Below are 19624 nucleotides of genomic sequence, written 5' to 3'. Positions count from 1 at the left end.
CTGTCCGCGGGCTTGTCGCCCGGCCGGGAATCGGTGATCATGGTGTTCCGCGGAACCGCGCGAACGGAGGCGGCCTGATGGCGTCGCGGGGCGAACCGGCGACCGAGCGCCCCCTGCGCGTCGACGCCCGGCGCAACCGGGAGCGGGTCCTCGCCGCGGCGCGGGAGGCGTTCGACCGGTTCGGGCCACAGGTGTCCCTTGCCGAGGTGGCCAGGCGCGCCGGGGTCGGCCAGGGAACCCTCTACCGGCATTTCCCGACCCGCGCAGATCTGCTGGGAGCGGTCCTGGCCGACCGCATCGACGTGCTGTGCCGTCAGGGTGCCGAGCTCGCTGCCACGGGGCCCGCGGGCGGTGCGCTGGCCGGCTGGCTACGTCTGCTGCTCGTCCACGCCCGGGTCAATCAGGGGCTGGCTGGCGGCTATCTGTCTGACACCGGTCTGAGCGAGCGATACCCGGTTGCGGACTGCCATGTCCCGATCATGGGGATGGCGGACCGGCTGTTGGCCGAGGCACAGCAGGCCGGCGCCGCCCGGATGGACGTGACCTCGGAAGACCTTGTCCACCTCGTGGTCGGCATCGCCCTGGCCACCGCCCGGTCCGCGGACGTCGACCAGGCCGATCGCCTGCTCGCCCTGGCTCTCGACGGGGTTCGTGTCGATGCGGTGGCCGGCCGGTCCCGATCGACCGAAGCGCGTTCCTGACAAATATCCGGATAGGCTGAAACAGAGCGATCGGATGTCCTTCGGGTGCCGTCGCCTGTTTTTCCCGGTACGAATTATTCTGTCCGGATTGGTGTCGAGTGTTGGGTGAGATGGGGTTGTCCCGGCGTGGCATGAGCCTGGGAGGACCACGATTTCCGGTGGTGTCCGAACCGCGTGTCGGGTTGCCGACGCCACCCGGCGCGTCGGATGCGGAACCCCGAGGGCCTTCGTAGGGTGAGGTCCGGCCGGCCGTTCCCGGCCGTCGGATCACGTGCCGTTCAGGTCGATGTGAGCATCGTCAGCGAGGGGAGGGCGGGTCGTCGTGCCTCTCACTCCGGGTGGGTTCACTGCGTCGGCGTCTCGACGTCGTGGCCGGGGCCGGCGCCGCGCGATCATCGCCGCGGTCGTGGTGGTCGTCCTGGCGGCGGCCAGCGGGGTCGGTTACGTCCTGAAGAACCGGGCGGACGAACGGGCCGCGGACCAGCGGGTCCAGACCGCGGCGGCGGCCTATCTCACCGCCTGGCGGGCGGTGATGACCACCGGTGGAGCCGCCACCCCCGGCGCGGGCGGCGCCTCGTCCACGACCGGCGCCCCCACCGCCTCGGGTACCTCCACCACCTCGAGCCCGACGGGCGCGGCGGGGGACGGTGGTGACCGGGTCGGACGGGCCGCGGTGAGCGCGGCGACGGTGGCCGGCAGCGCGAGCGTGGCCACCCTGCTGACGACGATGGCCGACGTCCGCGACCGGCTGCTGGTCACGGGGGCGACGTTCACACCGGGGTCGATCAGCCGGCACGGGGCCACGGCCACCGCGCCGTATGTGGCGAAGCTCGACCTGTCGGGCCTGCCGAGCCCGCTGGAGTACGCCGGCGTGCTGAATCTGGCCTCGACCGATCGTGGCTGGAAGGTCCGCGCGGAGCTGCCCGCCGTCCACCCGGCGTTGCGGGCGGGGCTGGCGCTGGACCGGACCGCGTCCACCGGGCACCGCGGCGAGCTGGAGGCCGCCGACGGCCAGCCGCTGCGCCAGTCCGGCGACCTCGCGGGCAACCTGGTGGGTCGGACCGGGCCGCTGTCCGGGCTCGAGCGGGTCTATGACGATCGGCTGCGCGCCCAGGGCGGTGCGGTCGTGGTACGCGCGGCACCGACCCGCGACGCGCAGGGCGCGGTCGTGCCGGGCAAGGTGGTGCAGAACCTGCACACCTATCCGATGACCGACGGGCAGGCCGTGCGGACCACGCTGGACCTGCGGGTGCAGCAGGCCGCGGAGGAGGCGCTGGCGACCGCGGCGCGCCCGACGGCGGCGATGGTCGCGATCGACACCCGCACCGGCGGCGTGCTGGCGCTGGCGAACCATCCGGCGACCGGGGCGAGCCGGGCCGTGCGCGGCAAGTATCCGCCCGGATCCACGTTCAAGATCGTGACGGCGACGGCGGCGCTGATGAACGGCAGGACCGCGGACACCCCGCTGGACTGCACCCAGTCGGTCAGCGTGGACGGGCGGACGTTCCAGAACGCCGAGGCCGAGCAGTTCGGCACGATCCCGCTGCGCACCGCGTTCGCCAAGAGCTGCAACACCGCCTTCATCCGGCTGGAGGAGTCGCTGCCCCCGGGCGCCCTGACGAAGGCCGCGGCGCTTTACGGCTTCGACGGCACGTCGCCGCTGGACATCGCCAGCTTCGGCGGCAGCTTCCCCACCCCGCGAGACGGAGCGGAGGCGGCGTCGGCGTCCATCGGCCAGGCCCGGATCGAGGCCTCCCCGCTGCAGATGGCCAGCGTCGCGGCGGCCGTGGCCAGCGGCACCTGGCGCCAGCCGTTCGTCGCCGGGCAGCCGGCGCGCAGCAACGCGATCCCGGCGAACGTGCTCGGGCCGCTGCGCGACTTCATGCGCGCCGTGGTCACCGAGGGCACGGCCGCGACCGTCCCGATGCCCGGCGAGGTGTTCGGCAAGACCGGCACGGCCGAGTACGCCGACGGCAACCCGCCGCCGACGCACGCCTGGTTCGTCGGCTACCGCGGTGACGTCGCGTTCGCGGTCGTGGTCGAGGACGGTGGCTTCGGCGCCGAGACCGCCGCCCCGATCGCGGCCCGCTTCCTGACCGCTCTCGACGGTGGCCAGGTTGCCCCCAGCCCTGCGGTCAACGGCCGCTGACCAGGCCGGAAGGCCCGACAGTCCGGGGTGGGCCGGTCGTCCGCCGGGCCGGGTGGGCCGGGCCGCCGGGTGGTCGAGGTGCGGCGTTGCTTGACGTACGGCCGGAACTCCGGCACCGTGGATCCGTGCACATCATGCTTCTCGTACGTCCAGAGCGCTCGTAGTCGACGACCTCGACTCCGTGCGCCGCCCCTCAGTGCCCTAGGCACGAGGGGCTTTTTCGTGCCCGGCGGGGTTCGTACCCGATATGGCCGCCTCCGGACACGAGATCCGTTGCCGCCAGTTCGCTGTCGCCATCTCCACGGCCTCAAGGAAGACGCCAGATGACACGAGAGATCACCGGAGCCCAGTCGCTCGTCCACTCGCTTGAAGCGGTCGGAGCCGAGGTGGTCTTCGGCATTCCGGGCGGTGCGATCCTGCCCGCCTATGACCCGTTGTTCGACTCGACCCGGGTGCGGCACATCCTCGTCCGTCACGAGCAGGGCGCCGGGCATGCAGCCGAGGGGTATGCCCAGGCCACCGGCCGGGTCGGGGTGTGCATGGCGACGTCCGGCCCGGGCGCGACGAACCTGGTCACCCCGATCGCCGACGCCTACATGGACTCGGTGCCGATGGTGGCGATCACCGGGCAGGTCGCGAGCGCCTCGATCGGTACGGACGCCTTCCAGGAGGCGGACATCTGCGGCATCACCCTGCCGATCACCAAGCACAACTTCCTCGTCCAGTCCGCGGACGACATTCCCCGCACCATTGCCGAGGCGTTCCACCTGGCCGGCACCGGGCGGCCGGGCCCGGTGCTCGTCGACCTGCCCAAGGACATCCTGCAGGCGGCCACCCGGGTGTTGCCGCACGAGGTGTGGCCGCCGACCCTCGACCTGCCCGGCTACCGTCCGGTCACCCGTCCGCACGCCAAGCAGGTGCGTGAGGCGGCCAGGCTGATCAGCGCGAGCCGCCGGCCGGTGCTCTACGTCGGTGGTGGCGTGCTCAAGGCCCGGGCGGCGGCGCAGCTGCGCACGCTGGCCGAGATGACCGGGATCCCGGTCGTCACCACCCTGATGGCCCGGGGTGCGTTCCCGGACTCCCACCCGCAGCACCTGGGCATGCCGGGGATGCACGGTTCGGTCGCCGCGGTCACCGCGCTGCAGAAGGCCGACCTGCTCATCACTCTCGGTGCCCGCTTCGACGACCGGGTCACCGGCAAGCTCGCGTCGTTCGCGCCGAAGGCCGCCGTGATCCATGCCGACATCGACCCGGCCGAGATCGGCAAGAACCGCACCGCCGACGTGCCGATCGTCGGTGACTGCCGGGAGGTGATCAACGAGCTGATCTCCGCGCTGGTCGCCGAGGACCGCCCGGACCTCGAGGGCTGGTGGCGGACGCTGGACGGCTGGCGGCGGACCTACCCGCTCGGCTACGACACGCCACCCGACGGAGCGCTCGCCCCGCAGTACGTCATCGAGCGCCTCGGTCGCATCTGCGGCCCCGAGACGATCTTCAGCGCCGGGGTCGGCCAGCACCAGATGTGGGCGGCCCAGTTCATCGCCTACGAGCACCCGTACACCTGGCTCAACTCCGGCGGTGCCGGGACGATGGGGTACTCCGTGCCGGCCGCGATGGGCGCGAAGGTCGGTCGTCCGGAGGCCACCGTCTGGGCGATCGACGGCGACGGCTGCTTCCAGATGACCAACCAGGAGCTCGCCACCTGCGCGCTCGAGGGAATTCCGATCAAGGTGGCGGTCATCAACAACGGCTCACTGGGCATGGTCCGCCAGTGGCAGACCCTGTTCTACGATCAGCGTTACTCCAACACCGAGCTCGGCACGCATCCCGCGTCGCCGCGCACCGGGGTCAAGCGGGTGCCGGACTTCGTCCGCCTCGCCGAGGCACTCGGCGGTGTGGGGCTGCGCTGCGAGTCCGCCGGCGAGGTGGACGAGACGATCGAGAAGGCCATGGCGATCGACGACGCGCCGGTCGTCGTCGACTTCGTCGTCCATCCCGACGCGATGGTCTGGCCGATGGTCGCCGCGGGCTCCAGCAACGACGAGATCCGGGTTGCCCGCGACCTCGCGCCCGACTTCGACTACTCCGGTGACGCCGAGGTGAACCTGTGAGGACCACGCACACCCTGTCCGTGCTGGTGGAGAACCGGCCCGGGGTGCTGGCCCGGGTCTCGGGTCTGTTCTCCCGGCGCGGCTTCAACATCGAGTCGCTGGCGGTGGGTCCGACCGAACACGCCGACGTCTCCCGGATGACGATCGTCGTCGCCGTCGACGACCTGCCGCTGGAGCAGGTGACCAAGCAGCTCAACAAGCTGGTCAACGTGCTCAAGATCGTCGAGATGGACACGTCCGTCTCGGTGCAGCGGGAACTGCTGCTGGTCAAGGTGCGGGCCGACCTCGCCGTGCGCTCTCAGGTGCTGGAGACGGTCGCGCTGTTTCGCGCCAAGGTGGTCGACGTCGCCCCCGACGCGGTCACCATCGAGGCCACCGGTACCCGCGACAAGCTGGACGCCCTGATCCGGATGCTCGAGCCGTTCGGCATCCGGGAACTCGTCCAGTCCGGCATGGTGGCGCTCGGCCGTGGCTCGCGTTCGATCACCGACCGCAGCCTGCGCGCCGTCGAGCGCTCGGCCTGAACACCGCTGTTCACTCCCACGAGAAGAGAGACCCCCACGATGGTCGAGATCTACTACGACGACGATGCCTCGCTGGACGTCCTGGCTGGCCGCAAGGTGGCCATCATCGGCTACGGCAGCCAGGGCCACGCACACGCGCTGAACCTGCGCGACTCGGGCATCGACGTGCGGGTCGGTCTGCCCGCGGACAGCCGTAGCCGCGAGAAGGCGGCCGAGCAGGGTCTGCGGGTGCTCACCCCGGCCGAGGCGTCCGCCGAGGCCGACATCATCATGCTGCTCACCCCGGACACCACCCACCGCAAGATCTACGCCGAGTCGATCGCCCCGCACCTGAGCGAGGGCAAGGCGCTGGCCTTCGGGCACGGCTTCAACATCCGCTACAACCTGATCGAGCCGCCGGCCGGCGTCGACGTGTTCATGGTCGCCCCCAAGGGCCCCGGCCACCTGGTCCGCCGGGTGTTCGAGGAGGGCAAGGGCGTGCCTGTGCTCGTCGCCGTCGAGAACGACGCCAGCGGCAACGCGCTGGCCATCGCGCTCGCCTACGCCAAGGGCATCGGCGGCACCCGCGCCGGAGCGTTGCGCACCACGTTCACCGAGGAGACCGAGACCGACCTGTTCGGCGAGCAGGCCGTGCTCTGCGGCGGCGCGTCGGCGCTGGTCCAGGCCGGGTTCGAGACGCTGGTCGAGGCCGGCTACACCCCCGAGGTCGCCTACTTCGAGTGTCTGCACGAGCTCAAGCTCATCGTCGACCTGATGTACGAGGGTGGCATCTCGCAGATGCGCTACTCGATCTCCGACACCGCCGAGTACGGCGACGTCACCCGTGGCCCGCGGGTGATCACCCCGGCGGTCAAGGCCGAGATGCGCAAGATCCTCGAGGAGATCCAGGACGGCACCTTCGCCCGCGAGTGGGTCGCCGAGGACGACAACGGCCGTCCGACCTTCACCAAGCTCGTCGAGGAGGGCAAGCAGCACCCGATCGAGCAGGTCGGCGGCCGGCTGCGGCCGCTGATGTCCTGGATCAACGCCTGACGCAGGCGCTCGGTGCGTGCGGGTCCCGGCCACGGCCTGGGCCCGCACCGCCGCACGGCCGATGGTCTCGGGTGGCTCCGGCGGGGCGCGCGCGACGACAGTGGCACGCATGTGGGATCACGTCGAGTGGAGCAGGCCACGGCGAGCGGCGGTCCCAGGTCGGCCCCTGCCTGTGGCACCAGCGGCACGCTGGTCGCACCCTGGTGCCGGGCCGGCTCGGCACCAGGGTGATCTTTATGCTGAACATGCGCGTCCAGCTTGCCGTCGGGTTTACCGTGGCAGTCATGGCGCCGCGGCATGAGGACCCGTTCGAGGGGCTTCGCCTGAACGAGCGTTTTGTCCGGGGGGCGCGGTTTCTGGAGCCGTCCGCGGACGAGCGCGGTCGGTCACCGGAAGCCACCGCCACCACCCGGTGCCAGGTCGTGGCCGCCCCGCGTGGGCTGCCCGGCTTCTTCCACCGGATGGTGTCCCCACCCACGCCGCCGGGTCGGTCCCGGCGGATCGCCCGGATGGTCACTTTCCTGGCCATCGTCGTCGGGATGATCACGATCACCGTGGTGGCGCTGCGCCAGACCGCGACCCGCGGCGGTACCGGGATCAGCGCCACGGCCCGCTCCGGTGCCACGATGGCGGCGGCGGGCAGCACGCCTACTCTGCGCTCCGCCGTCACCAGCGGACGCAGCGAGCCGCCCGCCGGCTACGCGGTGACCGCGGCACTGATGGCGTCGCTGCGCCCCGGTGACTGCCTGGCCTGGACGCCGCTGCCCGCCGGCGACATCGACGTGCTGCGCCCGGTCACCCCGGTCCGGGTCGGCTGCGACCGTCCGCACATCGACCAGGTCACCCGGGTGGTCGAACTGGCCGGGCCGGCCGAGAACTTCCCCGGCGCCTCGGCGCTGGCCCAGCGGGCCCGTGACCGGTGCGCGGGCGCCCTGCGCGACCGGACGGGGGCCGTCGACGCCGCCCCGCATCTCGCCGTCGGCGCCATCTACCCGTCCGAGCCGAGCTTCGCCGCGGGCGTGCGGGTCGGCGTCTGTACGGTGCGGCCCGACGACCTGCGTGCCCGCTCCGAGCCGATCCGCATTGTCGGGTCGATCGTCACCTGACCTCGGCGCCCGACCCACCCGACTGGGGCCCAGCCCGACTTTCGAGTACTGTAAGAACGCGATGTGTGCGCTCCTTCTCCTTAGCCGCCGCGGCGAGGCCTGATCCAGCTGGCTTCCTCGTCGCGGTGTTTTCGTGCGCCGGCGACGGTATGAGCTCTTTCGAGGAAGCAGGAGCAGGAGCAGCATGACCACGCAACCGCAGGTTCCGCACGTCCCCCCGGCAGTGCCCAGCCAGGCCGGTCAGGCCCCGGCCCGGGCCGTCCTGGCGCCGACCGGGCGGCGGCCCGCCGCGATGCCGGTGGCGAAGTACCGGGCGTTTCCCCCCGTCCGGCTGCCGGACCGGACCTGGCCGCAGCAGACGATCACTCGTGCCCCGCAGTGGTGCAGCGTCGACCTGCGAGACGGCAACCAGGCTCTGATCGACCCGATGACGCCCGCCCGCAAGATGCAGATGTTCGAGTTGCTGGTCGCGATGGGCTACAAGGAGATCGAGGTCGGCTTCCCGGCGGCCAGCCAGACCGACTTCGACTTCATCCGCGAACTCATCGAGTCCGACCGGATTCCCGACGACGTCGTCATCCAGGTTCTGACGCAGGCCCGTGAGGAACTGATCGAGCGCACGGCGCAGTCCCTGGTCGGCGCCGACCGCGCCCTGATCCACCTGTACAACTCGACGTCCACCCTGCAGCGCCGGGTCGTGTTCGGCCTGGACCGGGCCGGCGTCACCGACATCGCCGTGCAGGGCGCCCGCTGGTGTGCGCAGTACGCCGACAAGCTGCTGGGCGGTACCGACGTCCGCTGGCAGTACAGCCCCGAGTCGTTCACCGGCACGGAGCTGGACTACGCCGTCGAGGTGTGTGAGGCGGTGATGGATGTCTGGGAGCCGAGCGCGCAGCGGCCGGTCGTGCTGAACCTGCCGGCGACGGTGGAGATGTCCACCCCCAACGTCTACGCCGACCAGATCGAATGGGTCGGGCGCAACCTGACCCGGCGCGAGGCGGTCATCCTGTCCCTGCACCCGCACAACGACCGCGGCTGCGCGGTGGCGGCGGCCGAACTCGGCATCCTGGCCGGCGCCGACCGGGTCGAGGGCTGCCTGTTCGGCAACGGAGAGCGCACCGGTAACGTCTGCCTGGTCACGCTCGGCCTGAACCTGTTCTCGCAGGGTATCGACCCGATGATCGATTTTTCGGACATCGACGGCGTGCGCCGCGCGGTGGAGTACTGCAACCAGCTGCCCGTCCACCCGCGCCACCCCTACGGCGGCGACCTCGTCTACACCGCCTTCTCCGGCTCCCACCAGGACGCCATCAAGAAGGGCTTCGAGGCGATGGAGCGCACCGGGCAGACCCTGTGGGAGGTGCCCTACCTGCCGATCGACCCCAAGGACGTGGGCCGCACCTATGAGGCGGTCATCCGGGTGAACAGCCAGTCGGGCAAGGGCGGGGTCGCCTACCTGCTCAAGGCCGAGCACGCGCTGGACCTGCCGCGACGACTGCAGATCGAGTTCTCCGGGGTCGTCCAGCGCCACACCGACACCGCGGGCGGCGAGGTGACCGCCGACCAGCTGTGGCGGATCTTCTCCGCCGAGTACTTCCTGTCCGGCGAGGCCGACCAGGGGCCGCTGCAGCTGCTGGGCTCGCGTACGACCGCGGCCTCCGGGGAACGCGACGAGGTCTCGGTGTCGGTCCGGGTCGACGGCACCGACTCGATCATCACCGGAGTGGGTAACGGGCCGATCGACGCGTTCGTCGCGGCGCTGGCCACCCGCGGGCTGAGCGTGCGCATCCTCGACTACAACGAGCATGCGCTGGGTTCGGGTGCCGACGCGCGGGCCGCGGCCTACCTGGAGGTCGACGTCGACGGCACCGTCTACTGGGGGGTCGGAATCGACCCGAACATCGTCACCGCGTCCCTGCGGGCCGTGGTCAGCGCGGTGAACCGGGCCGCCGCCCGCCGGTCGGCGTCAGCCGTGCCGTTCGGTGGCCCGGGCGGTGCCGGTGACGTCACCGCGAACCTCGTCCAACAGGGAGTCGGGCACGTCGGTCATGCCGTGGTCGACCCGGGCGTGGGTGTCGACTGACCGCAGCAGATCCACCTCGCTCGAGGCGGTGATCCGGGTCTCGCACCCGTGAATGATCGCGCCGCAGTAGAACTCCTTCATGGCCGGCCGGCGGAGCATGATCTCCGGCGGCCGGCCATGACGGACGAGTGCCGGGCTCGGCGACATCAGGGCCTGCGCGGTCCAGTACCGGTTGCGCCTCATGTCGACAGTTCCGCAAGCCGCAGCATCAGGCTCTCCATCCTGACCAGACCGAGTGGCCGGCCCATCTCGGTCACGACTATCACCGGGTCGAACCGGCTGGCCCGGGAACGGGTCATCGCCCGCCGGGCCACCTCGGTCACCGGTTCCTCGGGGCGGGCGAACAAGGTGGTGGGCATCCGGCGAAGGTCACTTCCGCCGCCGGAAACGTGCAGTGCGACCGGACGGCACCGGTTGGACACGATGATCGTCGCCCGGGGGTTCTGCTCGTCGCCCTGGTCCGGTGGCGGGCCCGGGGGGCCGGCGGCGGCGCGCATCGGGCAGCTGGGGCAGTCGGCGGACATCGCACAGTGCCCCGAATCCCCGATGCTCACCGTGGCCCGTTCCATCAGGCTCTCGATGCTCGCCGCCCGGTCGCTGCGTTCGGACAGCTGCCGCAGCCGCCGGGCGACCCCGGCGTCGAGCTGCTGCCAGTCCGGCTTCGGCCGGCCCAGCAGAAAGCCCTGCCCCAGCGGGACGCCCAGCGCCACCAGCATGGCCAGCTCGTCGGTGCGTTCGACACCCTCGGCGATGACCCAGCCGTTGAGCCGGCTCGCGAAGCCACCGACCAGCTCGGTCAGAGCGATCTTGACCTGGTCGTCGTCGATGTTGACGACGAGGGATCTGTCCAGCTTGACGAAATCCGGGCGGACCCGGGCGATCTGGCGCAGGCCGGCGTAGCCGGACCCGACGTCGTCCATCGCGATGAACGCGCCGCGATCGCGCAGCTCGCTGGTGATGGTGGCCAGCTCCGTGGTCTCGTCGAGATCCACCGTCTCGTTCAGTTCCAGCACGATCCGGCGCAGGTCGGCGTGACGCCAGACCTCGGCCACCGGCGGCTCGCCCAGCAGGTGCGGCAGCACGTTGACCGCGAGGAAGCAGCGCTCGGGCATCCGGTCGCGGGCGACCAGCGCCGCGGCGAGCACCCGGGCCTCCAGCTCGGCCGCGACCCCCCGGCGCACCGCCGCGGCGAACACCTGGTCGGGGGAGACACCGGGATGGCTGTCGAACCGGGCCAGCGCCTCGTACCCGGCGATCACGCCCCGCTGCAGGTCCACCACCGGCTGGAAGTGCAGCGCGGGCTCGGTGGGGTCGCGCAGAATGCGGTCCAGGTCCGGCGGGTCCGCCTCACAGCCGGTCCCGCCAGCGGACCCTGCCGCCCCGGCCCCCACGACCTGGCTGGCCGCCACCTGGCCGGCGACACCCTGGCCGGCGACACCCTGGCCGGCGACACCCTGGCCGGCCGTCGGCTGGCTGGCCGGCGACGCAACCACACGTGTGGCAATCGCCGTGGGAACGGCTGCCGGCGCAGCTGCCCGACCGGTGTGACCTGTGCGGGCAGCGCCGGGCGCCGCCTCGTCGTCGGCACGGCTGCGGCCGGTGGCTTCGGACGAAGTCCGCGGTCGGGTAATCATGCGCCGTGCACCCCCTCGCTTCAAGCACGTCGCACTGTCCTGGTAAGGAAGTTTCTTACCATCTGATCCGAGCGGGGGGCATGTGTACCGTCCGGAGTTGTGGGTCCCGCGCTCTTTTGTGGAACCAGCGGGAAATGCGGCGATTGGCGACCGCTGCATTTGAGGTTCGGGGCCTGCGGGGAGTGCCGTGATGTGAAGATCGACGGTATCGGGCTGTCGATCTTTGGCCAGGTCCGATGGTGGCCACAAAATCTTCGCCGGTGATACCGGAGGATGGCCGTATGGGTGGCGGCGAGCGTCGGTCAATCTTTCGACAACGGCGTTGTTCGTAGTCGTTGTGTTGCCGGATCGTCATTACTCCTTGCAATCTTCCGGGTGGATTCGGTGGCTGCCCTGTGGTCGCTGGCCGTCCTGTGCGGGATGTGTTGCTCCGGGTGGAGCCGCAGCACACGGGTCGGGGCATGCCGCGCCAGGTCGCGGCGGGCGGCTACAGTCGGGCTTATGAGGCTTGCGGTCATCGGTGGTGACGGAATCGGTCCCGAGGTGGTTGCCGAGGGGCTGCGCGTGCTGCGAGCCGTGCATCCCAAGGTGGAGACGACCGAGTACGACCTCGGCGCCCGCCGCTGGCATGCCACCGGCGAGACCCTGCCCGACTCGGTCCTGGCGGAGCTGCGCGGGCACGATGCCATCCTCCTCGGCGCGGTGGGCGACCCCGGGGTGCCCAGCGGAGTCCTCGAGCGGGGGCTGCTGCTGCGGCTGCGCTTCGAGCTGGACCACCACGTCAACCTGCGCCCGGTGCGGCTCTACCCCGGAGTCCGTTCGCCGCTGGCCGGCGATCCCACCATCGACATGATCGTGGTCCGGGAGGGCACGGAGGGGCCGTATGCCGGTGCCGGTGGTGTGCTGCGCCGCGGCACCCCCCACGAGGTCGCCACCGAGGAGAGCCTGAACACCCGGTTCGGGGTGGAGCGGGTGGTACGCGACGCGTTTCGCCGGGCGGCCCGCCGGGAGCGGCGTCAGCTCACCCTCGTCCACAAGAACAACGTGCTTACCAAGGCGGGTGACCTGTGGTCGCGCACACTCGCCGAGGTCGCGGTCGAATTCCCCGAGGTGCAGGTCGACTACCAGCATGTGGATGCGGCCTCGATGTTCTTCGTGACCGATCCGGGGCGCTTTGACGTGGTGGTCACCGACAACATGTTCGGCGATATCATCACCGACATCGGTGCGGCCATCACCGGCGGAATCGGGCTGGCCGCAAGTGGGAACCTCGATCCCTCGGGCGTCCACCCCAGCATGTTCGAACCGGTGCACGGCAGCGCGCCGGACATCGCCGGTCGCCAGCTCGCCGACCCGACGGCGACCGTCGCCTCGGTCGCGATGCTGCTCGACCATCTCGGGCATGCGGAGGAGGCGGCCCGGGTAGAGGCCGCCGTGGCGGCGTCGCTGGCCGCGCGGGCCGGCTCCGACGCGCCGGCCCTGTCGACCCGCGAGCGCGGCGAGGACCTGGCGGCCCGCGCCGCCGGTTGATCCGGGCATAATCATCACCTTCGATCTGCCCGTTCGCGTCGCCGTCCGTCCTGCCGCCCCGTTCGTTCCGGCGACCTGTCCGTCTCGCGTCGTCGCATACTGGCCTGGAGTTCGCTGTGCCCATCACCCCCACCTCGAAGATCTGGATGAGTGGCGAGTTCGTCGACTGGGACGACGCGCGCATCCACGTGCTCAACCCGACGCTGCACTACGGGTGGGGCGTCTTTGAGGGCATTCGCTGTTACGCGACGGCCGACGGGCCCGCGGTCTTCCGGCTGACCGACCACATCGCCCGGCTCTACCGCAGCGCGAAGATCTACGTGATGGAACCGCGGTTCACCGAGTCGGAGGTGGTGACGGCGACGAAGGAGACGATCGCCGTCAATGACATCACCTCCTGTTACATCCGGCCGCTGGTCTACCTCGGCTATGGCGAGATGGGCCTCAACCCGTTGCCGTCCCCGGTCGAGGTGATGATCGCGGTCTGGCCGTGGGGCGCCTACCTCGGGGAGGAGGCGGAGGCCAACGGCGTGCGGGCGATGATCTCGTCCTGGAAGCGCAACGACCCGAACATCACTCCGCCGGCGGCCAAGGCGTCCGGGCAGTACCTCAACTCGTCGCTCGCGAAGGTCGCAGCGGTCAAGGCCGGCTACGACGAGGCCATCCTGACCAGCCCGAACGGGCACATCGCCGACGGCACCGGGGAGAACGTCTTCCTCGTCTCCGGCCGCAAGGTGATCACGCCGCTGCTGACCGACGGCCCGCTCGGTGGGATCACCCGAGCCTCGATCATGCAGATCGCCGCGGACCAGGGCTACGAGGTGGTCGAGCAGCACGTCGTGCGCACCGATCTCTACCTCGCCGACGAGGTGTTCTTCACCGGGACGGCGGCGGAGATCGTGCCGGTCGTGTCCGTCGACGACCGGCAGATCGGCACCGGCAAGCCCGGCCCGATCACCCGGGAGCTCCTGGAGATCTTCCACCAGGCCACTCGGGGCGAACTGGACCGCTACCGCTCCTGGAACGAGCTCGTCGGCGGCTGAGGTCGCACCCGACCCCGGTGGCCCCGATCGTGGCAAATATCACGCCTGGGTCGCGCCGATTCTCGCTGCGGTCTGGTAAAAGCGCCGAATGAGGCCTACCGTCGGTGGTGACAGCGTTCACGAACGCACAAGCATCGGGGTGGACGTCGGGAGGCGACGTGCAGGTCTCGGAAGGGATGAGCTCCCTTGTTCTCATGATCGGCCCCGGTCACACCCTGCGCCAGGCAGCCCGGCTGATGGCAGCCCGGCGGGTGGGTGCGGCGGTGGTGCATGACGCGGACAGCCAGGGCTACGGCATCCTTACCGAACGAGATGTGCTGCGCTCCGTTGCAGCCGGGCAGGACCCCGACGTCGAGCTGGCGGGCGACCACCTCACCCGGGAGGTCGTGTTCGCGGATCCACGCTGGTCACTCGACGAGGCGGCGACCGCCATGCTGCGCGGGGAGTTTCGTCACCTCATCGTGACCACCGGTGGCGAGGTGGCCGGCATCCTCAGTATGCGTGATGTCGTGCGCTGCTGGAGCCGCACCCGGGTGACGGCCTAGCTGTCGATGGTTGCGCTTGGTGAGGCGGCCGACGCTGCGGTCTCGACCGTACGTCCTTTGTCGGCGGCTGCGGCACACGAGGGGGACCGGCAACGCTACGGTCACCGCATGCACGACAACGAGGCGGTCGCCCTACTTCGCGCGACCACGCTGCTGAAGGAGCTGGACGAGGAGGATCTGCTGCGCCTGGCCGCCCGGGCGGTCACGCGGCGATTCCGGCGGGGGCAGGTGGTCTTCAGCGAGGGAGAGCCGGCCGACACCCTGCTCGTGGTGGCCAGCGGCCGGCTGAAGGTGCTCACGAAGGCGGACGACGGCCGTGATCACGTCCTGAACATCGCCGGGCCGCAGGAGACCCTGGGTGAACTCAACCTCGTCGAGGCGGGCACCCGTTCGGCCAGCGTCGAGGCGCTGGAACCCAGCACCGCCCTGGTGCTGGACCGGGCGGCGGTGTGGGAGCTGGTCCACGAACGCCCCGCGGTCGCCGAACAGCTGATCCGGGCGCTGGTCGCGCACGTACGCCGGCTCACCGGAGCCAACGCGGACCTGGTGTTCCTCGACCTGCCCCGGCGGGTGGCGAAACTGCTGCTGCTGCGGATGCGGGAGGCGGGGCGCCCGGTCATCGAGCTCGGCCTCACCCAGACCGAGATCGCCTCGCTGCTCGGCGGCTCGCGGCAGTCGGTCAACCAGGCGCTGCGGGAGTTCGAGCGGCGGGCCTGGATCCTGTCCGAAGGCCAGACGATCACGATTCTCCAGGTGGACCGGCTGCGCAGGTTCGCCGGCGACTGAACGACACCGCCGGCGCCCCCGTCCGTTGCCCGGCCGGTTCGGGATTGGGCCGGTCACAGTGCTCACATGTCAGTCCGGTTACACGTAGGCTGGTTCTCCGGCGGCGAACCCGTCTCCGTCGCGCGTTCCGGTCGCTGACCCATGGGGCCGGGCGCGTGGCGGCCCAGGCCTGCGCCCCTGCGGGCCGCCCACGCCGGAAGCAGCTCCGCGCAGTCCGTCGGAGCAGTCGGCGGGAGCAGTCGGCGGGGGAGCGTGCAGCGGTCGCGCCGGCTGTGGTCCCGCGGCCGTCCGATCCACCGGAGGGGCACCCGCGTGCGGTCCTACGATCCCGATTCCCTGCACATCTACGACACCACGTTGCGGGACGGCACCCAGCAGGAAGGGCTCTCCCTGTCCGTCGGGGACAAGCTGGCGGTCGCCCGTCATCTGGACGATCTCGGCGTCGGTTTCATCGAGGGTGGCTGGCCGGGGTCCAATCCGAAGGACGCGGAGTTCTTCGACCGGGCCCGCGCCGAACTGTCGCTGACGACGGCCCGCCTCGCCGCCTTCGGCGCCACCCGGCGGGCCGGCCGGGTGGCCGCGGACGATCCGCAGGTCGCCGCGCTGCGTGACGCTGGGACGTCCGTCGTCTGTCTGGTGGCCAAGTCCGACCTGCGCCACGTCGAGCGGGCCCTGCGCACCGACGCCGCCGAGAACCTGGCGATGATTCGGGACACCGTCGCCCACCTGCACGCCGAGGGTAAGCGGGTCTTCCTTGACGCCGAGCACTTCTTCGACGGCTACCTGGCCCACCCGGACTACGCGCTGCAGGTTGTGCGGACCGCAGCCGAGGCCGGTGCCGAGGTGGTCGTACTGTGCGACACCAACGGCGGCATGCTGCCCGGGCGCATCGGCACCGTGGTCAGCCATGTTCTCGAGGTGACCGGTGCGCGCCTGGGCATCCACTGCCACGACGACACCGACTGCGCCGTGGCGAACACCCTGGTCGCCGTCGAGGCCGGCGTCACCCACGTGCAGGGCACGGCCAACGGCTATGGCGAGCGGTGCGGCAACGCGAACCTGTTCAGCATCATCGCCGGCCTGGAGACCAAGCTGGGCCAGGCCGTGCTGCCCCCCGGGCGGCTCGGTGAGCTGGTCCGGGTCGCTCACGCCATCGACGAGGTGACGAACTCCGCCCCCGACCCGCACCGCCCCTACGTCGGAACGAGCGCGTTCGCCCACAAGGCCGGCCTGCACGCCAGCGCCGTCAAGATCGACCCCGACATGTACCAGCACATCGACCCGGCGGCGGTCGGCAACGACATGCGCATGCTGGTCTCCGAGCTCGCCGGGCGGGCGACCCTCGAGCTCAAGGGCCGCGAGATCGGCCTCGACCTGTCCGACGAACGCGACGCCCTCGGGCGCATTCTGGAAACGATCAAAACCCGAGAGGCCGCCGGGTTCGCCTACGAGGGCGCCGAGGCGTCCTTCGAACTGCTGCTGCGCGACGAGGTCGGCGGCCGGCAGCGCTTCTACACGCTGGAGTCCTGGCGGGTCATCGTCGAGCAGCGCGCGGACGGTGAGGTGGTCAGCGAGGCCACGGTGAAACTCACCTCGCACGGGGCTCGCCACGTCGCCACCGCCGAGGGCAACGGGCCCGTCAACGCCCTCGACCGAGCGCTGCGCCTCGCACTGGAGAAGTCCTACCCGGGTCTGGCCGACCTCGAGCTCGTCGACTACAAGGTGCGCATCCTCGACGGCCGTCAGGGCACCGGCGCGGTCACCCGGGTGCTGGTGGGCACCGGTGACGGTCGCTCCCGCTGGGACACCATCGGCGTCGACGAGAACATCATCGCCGCGTCCTGGTCCGCGCTGGAGGACGCTGTCACCTACGGCCTGCGCCGCCAGGGTGAGCGCCCGGACCCGGCCGCGTCCTGACCAACCGGCGGGGCGGGTCCGGTGACACCGACCCGCCCGCCGGGTGCGAGGTCAGTCCTCGATCTCCTCCCACCACTGACACCACCAGTCGCCGCCCACCAGGATGCGCAGCTTGGGATGCCAGCAGTAGGTGATGTCCTTGTCGGTGTCCAGGTAGTACAGGCAGTTGTCGCACCGTTCGGCGCCGTTCGGCTTGCCGCGCAGGATCGCGTCCTCGGCCAGGTGGCCGAGTTTGACGCTGAGCTCCTCGTCGATCGGCTTCGGCTCGGGCGCCCCCACGTCGTACACCGGTGTCGTGTCGAGCTCGCTCACGGTTCCCCTTCCTCGTCCCGCCGCCCCGCCGGTGCTCCCGGATCCGGGAAGCACCGGCCATCCTGCCCGATTGTCGGGTAGCTTCCCCTGTTCTGGCGAACCTGATCACGTCCCATCGGCCGGTCCGCCGCGCCCGGCCGATGGGCGGATACGGTCGGAGCGTGCGTATCGCGAGGTTCACCGATGGGTCCGAGCCCGGCTTCGGGGTGGTTGAGGGTTCGGTCGAGGAGGGTACGGCCGTCGTCGCGGCCATCGCGCCCCATCCGTTCGGCCCGTTCTCCTTCACCGGCGCGCGTCACCCGCTGGACGACGTCCGCCTGCTCGCCCCGGTGCTGCCCAGCAAGGTGCTGTGTATCGGCAAGAACTACGCCGACCACGTCCGCGAGATGGGCGGGGATGCCCCGCCGGCTCGACCGATCCTGTTCCTGAAACCGTCGACCAGCGTGGCCGGCCCGGGTGATCCGATCGTGCTGCCGCCCGACAGCGAGCGGGTGGACTTCGAGGGGGAGCTCGCCGTCGTCATCGGCCGGCTGTGCCGCGACGTGCCGGCGCAGCGGGCCGCCGAGGTCATCCTCGGCTACACCTGTGCGAACGACGTCACCGCCCGCGACCAGCAGGCGGCCGACGGCCAGTGGACCCGGGCGAAGGGGCACGACACGTTCTGCCCGCTCGGGCCCTGGATCGAGACCGAGCTCGATCCGGCGGACCTGGCGCTGCGCACCACCGTCGACGACGAGACCCGGCAGAGTTCCCGCACGAAGCTGCTGCTGCGTGACGTGCCGGAGCTGGTGGCCTACATGTCGGCGGCCATGACGCTGCTGCCCGGGGACGTGCTGCTGACCGGCACCCCGGCCGGCGTCGGGCCACTGCGGCCGGGGCAGCGGGTCGCGGTGACCCTCGAGGGCATCGGTACGCTGACCAACCCGGTGGCCGCACGCTGACCGGCGGCGGCTCGGGCCGGGGCGCCGATCGGATCGCCCATCATCGGAGGCCGTCCCGGCCGGCCCCGGTCCCCGCGGATCGGGTTGCCGCGCCGCGCCGGTGTCGGACCCCCTGCGCTCCGACCACCGCTGTGGATGGGGTACAGTAGGCAACGCCGAACGGCCCTCCTGGAGGTACGAGGGGGGTCGGACAGGCCCCTGGGGTATGGGGTAATTGGCAGCCCAACGGATTCTGGCTCCGTTAGTCTAGGTTCGAGTCCTGGTACCCCAGCTGTACCATCGGCAGTACGACGTCGATGCGCCGGACTTGTCCGGCATCCTGTACAGTAAGAAGCACAGTTCAACCAGGTTCCACCTTGGCACTGCGGCAGTGCCTCACCACATTCGATGTGGTGCTGTCGCGGCGTCAGCACAAAGGTCTTGGCCCCGTCGTCTAGTGGCCCAGGACGCCGCCCTCTCAAGGCGGTAGCGCCGGTTCGAATCCGGTCGGGGCTACGAGCAAGTGTGCATCTTCTTTCTTTCTATAAAAGAGTTAGAGGTATGCACGTGCCTTTCGCGTCACGATGGCCCACGGAGTTCTCTCCGTGGGCCATCGTCGTCTGTGTGTCGGGCCGGGGCCTAACGGACGACGGCCAGCCGGGGCATCGCCGCCGGGTGGCGGGCCATCGTGCACTCACGGCAGCTGCAGGAGCTCGGGCCACCCCGGCCGTGCATCTCGGGCGCCGGGCTGTCGATCGCGGCGAGCGCCCCGGTGGCCGGGACCAGACGCAGCTGGGGCCGCGGGGCGAGCGCCAGGGCCGGCTGGGTCTCGTCGGTGCAGCCGGCGGCCGGCGAGCCCGGATGGGCCGCGCGCGGAACACCAAAGGCGATCGCGGTCGAGGCAGTCAGGGCCACTGGGGGCACGGTGTCCTCCTCTATGGGTGGCCGTCCTGGGACCACCTCGCGGACCACAGCCTGGTGGGGAGACCAATGGTTGCGCCATCCTCCGATGAGCCCGGTCCTGGGTGGTGCGGAAGGCCTAGTCAAACCTGGGCACTGTCGCCATGCGACACCACCCTTGACAACCATGGTGCTCCCGGGCTCGAACGGTAGAAAATTGCGCGGATGTCCACCGTCAGTCCCCCGACCCCCGAACGGGCCCGCCGTCGTCACGGCAGCGCCCGGCCTGGGCGCGGCCCGCGTCGGGGCGGGCGGTCCGCCGCGGCCCAGC

Annotated in this window: 17 protein-coding genes and 2 tRNA genes; 15 read left to right on the top strand and 4 right to left on the bottom strand. The window is 70.9% G+C overall.

Features of this window, described 5'->3' with window-relative positions; genetic code table 11:
- Positions 1-74: 74 nt before the first annotated feature.
- The 7 genes from ND747_RS23720 (at position 75) to leuA (ending at position 9706) form a co-directional block, all read left to right on the top strand.
- Positions 75-701 carry a TetR/AcrR family transcriptional regulator gene (locus ND747_RS23720; RefSeq protein WP_374216311.1) on the top strand — a complete coding sequence of 209 codons (627 nt, stop codon included), beginning with the start codon at positions 75-77 and terminating at the stop codon, positions 699-701.
- Positions 702-1023: 322 nt separating this feature from the next.
- The gene (locus tag ND747_RS23715) at positions 1024-2850 is read left to right on the top strand and encodes a penicillin-binding transpeptidase domain-containing protein (protein ID WP_251736396.1); all 1827 of its coding nucleotides are present in this window, start codon (positions 1024-1026) and stop codon (positions 2848-2850) included.
- Positions 2851-3137: 287 nt separating this feature from the next.
- Positions 3138-4961 carry an acetolactate synthase large subunit gene (locus ND747_RS23710; RefSeq protein ID WP_285901021.1) on the top strand — a complete coding sequence of 608 codons (1824 nt, stop codon included), beginning with the start codon at positions 3138-3140 and terminating at the stop codon, positions 4959-4961.
- On the top strand, positions 4958-5485 hold the full coding sequence (gene ilvN, locus ND747_RS23705; protein ID WP_251736394.1) for an acetolactate synthase small subunit: 528 nt from the start codon (positions 4958-4960) through the stop codon (positions 5483-5485). The genes ND747_RS23710 and ilvN overlap by 4 nt, the downstream gene beginning before the upstream one ends.
- A gap of 39 nt (positions 5486-5524) precedes the next feature.
- On the top strand, positions 5525-6517 hold the full coding sequence (gene ilvC / locus ND747_RS23700; protein ID WP_251736393.1) for a ketol-acid reductoisomerase: 993 nt from the start codon (positions 5525-5527) through the stop codon (positions 6515-6517).
- A 284-nt stretch (positions 6518-6801) separates the two neighbouring features.
- Entirely contained in the window at positions 6802-7623 is an 822-nt protein-coding gene (locus ND747_RS23695; protein WP_251736392.1) for a septum formation family protein, read from the top strand.
- Between the two features lie 292 nt (positions 7624-7915).
- Positions 7916-9706: a 2-isopropylmalate synthase gene (leuA, locus tag ND747_RS23690; protein ID WP_251736408.1), complete on the top strand. Its 1791-nt coding sequence runs from the start codon at positions 7916-7918 to the stop codon at positions 9704-9706.
- Here the strand turns inward: leuA and ND747_RS29910 are convergent.
- Both ND747_RS29910 and ND747_RS23680 read right to left on the bottom strand, forming a co-directional pair.
- Positions 9590-9853, bottom strand: a complete 264-nt coding sequence (locus tag ND747_RS29910; protein WP_308204682.1) for a DUF1059 domain-containing protein — start codon at positions 9851-9853, stop codon at positions 9590-9592. The genes leuA and ND747_RS29910 overlap by 117 nt on opposite strands.
- Before the next feature lie 32 nt (positions 9854-9885).
- Entirely contained in the window at positions 9886-11199 is a 1314-nt protein-coding gene (locus tag ND747_RS23680; RefSeq protein ID WP_374216310.1) for an EAL domain-containing protein, read from the bottom strand.
- Between the two features lie 642 nt (positions 11200-11841).
- Here ND747_RS23680 and ND747_RS23675 point away from each other — a divergent pair.
- The 5 genes from ND747_RS23675 (at position 11842) to cimA (ending at position 17161) form a co-directional block, all read left to right on the top strand.
- Positions 11842-12870: a 3-isopropylmalate dehydrogenase gene (locus tag ND747_RS23675; protein WP_251736391.1), complete on the top strand. Its 1029-nt coding sequence runs from the start codon at positions 11842-11844 to the stop codon at positions 12868-12870.
- Between the two features lie 116 nt (positions 12871-12986).
- A complete protein-coding gene (locus tag ND747_RS23670; RefSeq protein WP_251736390.1) occupies positions 12987-13913 on the top strand; it encodes a branched-chain amino acid transaminase in 927 nt (308 codons plus the stop codon).
- Positions 13914-14071: 158 nt separating this feature from the next.
- Positions 14072-14458, top strand: coding sequence for a cyclic nucleotide-binding/CBS domain-containing protein (locus ND747_RS23665; RefSeq protein WP_251736389.1), 387 nt, complete (start codon positions 14072-14074; stop codon positions 14456-14458).
- Between the two features lie 108 nt (positions 14459-14566).
- Positions 14567-15244, top strand: a complete 678-nt coding sequence (locus ND747_RS23660) for a Crp/Fnr family transcriptional regulator (RefSeq protein ID WP_251736388.1) — start codon at positions 14567-14569, stop codon at positions 15242-15244.
- 312 nt (positions 15245-15556) lie between these two features.
- Positions 15557-17161, top strand: a complete 1605-nt coding sequence (gene cimA, locus ND747_RS23655; protein WP_251736387.1) for a citramalate synthase — start codon at positions 15557-15559, stop codon at positions 17159-17161.
- A gap of 51 nt (positions 17162-17212) precedes the next feature.
- Here cimA and ND747_RS23650 read toward each other — a convergent pair whose 3' ends face one another.
- A complete protein-coding gene (locus ND747_RS23650; protein ID WP_251736386.1) occupies positions 17213-17473 on the bottom strand; it encodes a hypothetical protein in 261 nt (86 codons plus the stop codon).
- A gap of 161 nt (positions 17474-17634) precedes the next feature.
- Here ND747_RS23650 and ND747_RS23645 point away from each other — a divergent pair, with 161 nt between their 5' ends.
- From ND747_RS23645 to ND747_RS23635, 3 genes are all read left to right on the top strand, one after another.
- The gene (locus ND747_RS23645) at positions 17635-18414 is read left to right on the top strand and encodes a fumarylacetoacetate hydrolase family protein (protein ID WP_251736385.1); all 780 of its coding nucleotides are present in this window, start codon (positions 17635-17637) and stop codon (positions 18412-18414) included.
- A 199-nt stretch (positions 18415-18613) separates the two neighbouring features.
- A tRNA-Gln gene (locus ND747_RS23640) sits at positions 18614-18685 on the top strand.
- Positions 18686-18836: 151 nt separating this feature from the next.
- Positions 18837-18909, top strand: a tRNA-Glu gene (locus ND747_RS23635).
- A gap of 123 nt (positions 18910-19032) precedes the next feature.
- Here the strand turns inward: ND747_RS23635 and ND747_RS23630 are convergent.
- Positions 19033-19317: a hypothetical protein gene (locus ND747_RS23630; RefSeq protein ID WP_251736384.1), complete on the bottom strand. Its 285-nt coding sequence runs from the start codon at positions 19315-19317 to the stop codon at positions 19033-19035.
- Between the last annotated feature and the right edge of the window lie 307 nt (positions 19318-19624).

It is taken from the genome of Frankia sp. R82, from assembly GCF_023716925.1.
Lineage (GTDB): Bacteria > Actinomycetota > Actinomycetes > Frankiales > Frankiaceae > Frankia.
The sequence above is the reverse complement of the archived record's forward strand: the minus strand, read 5'-3'. Positions and strand labels throughout refer to the sequence as shown.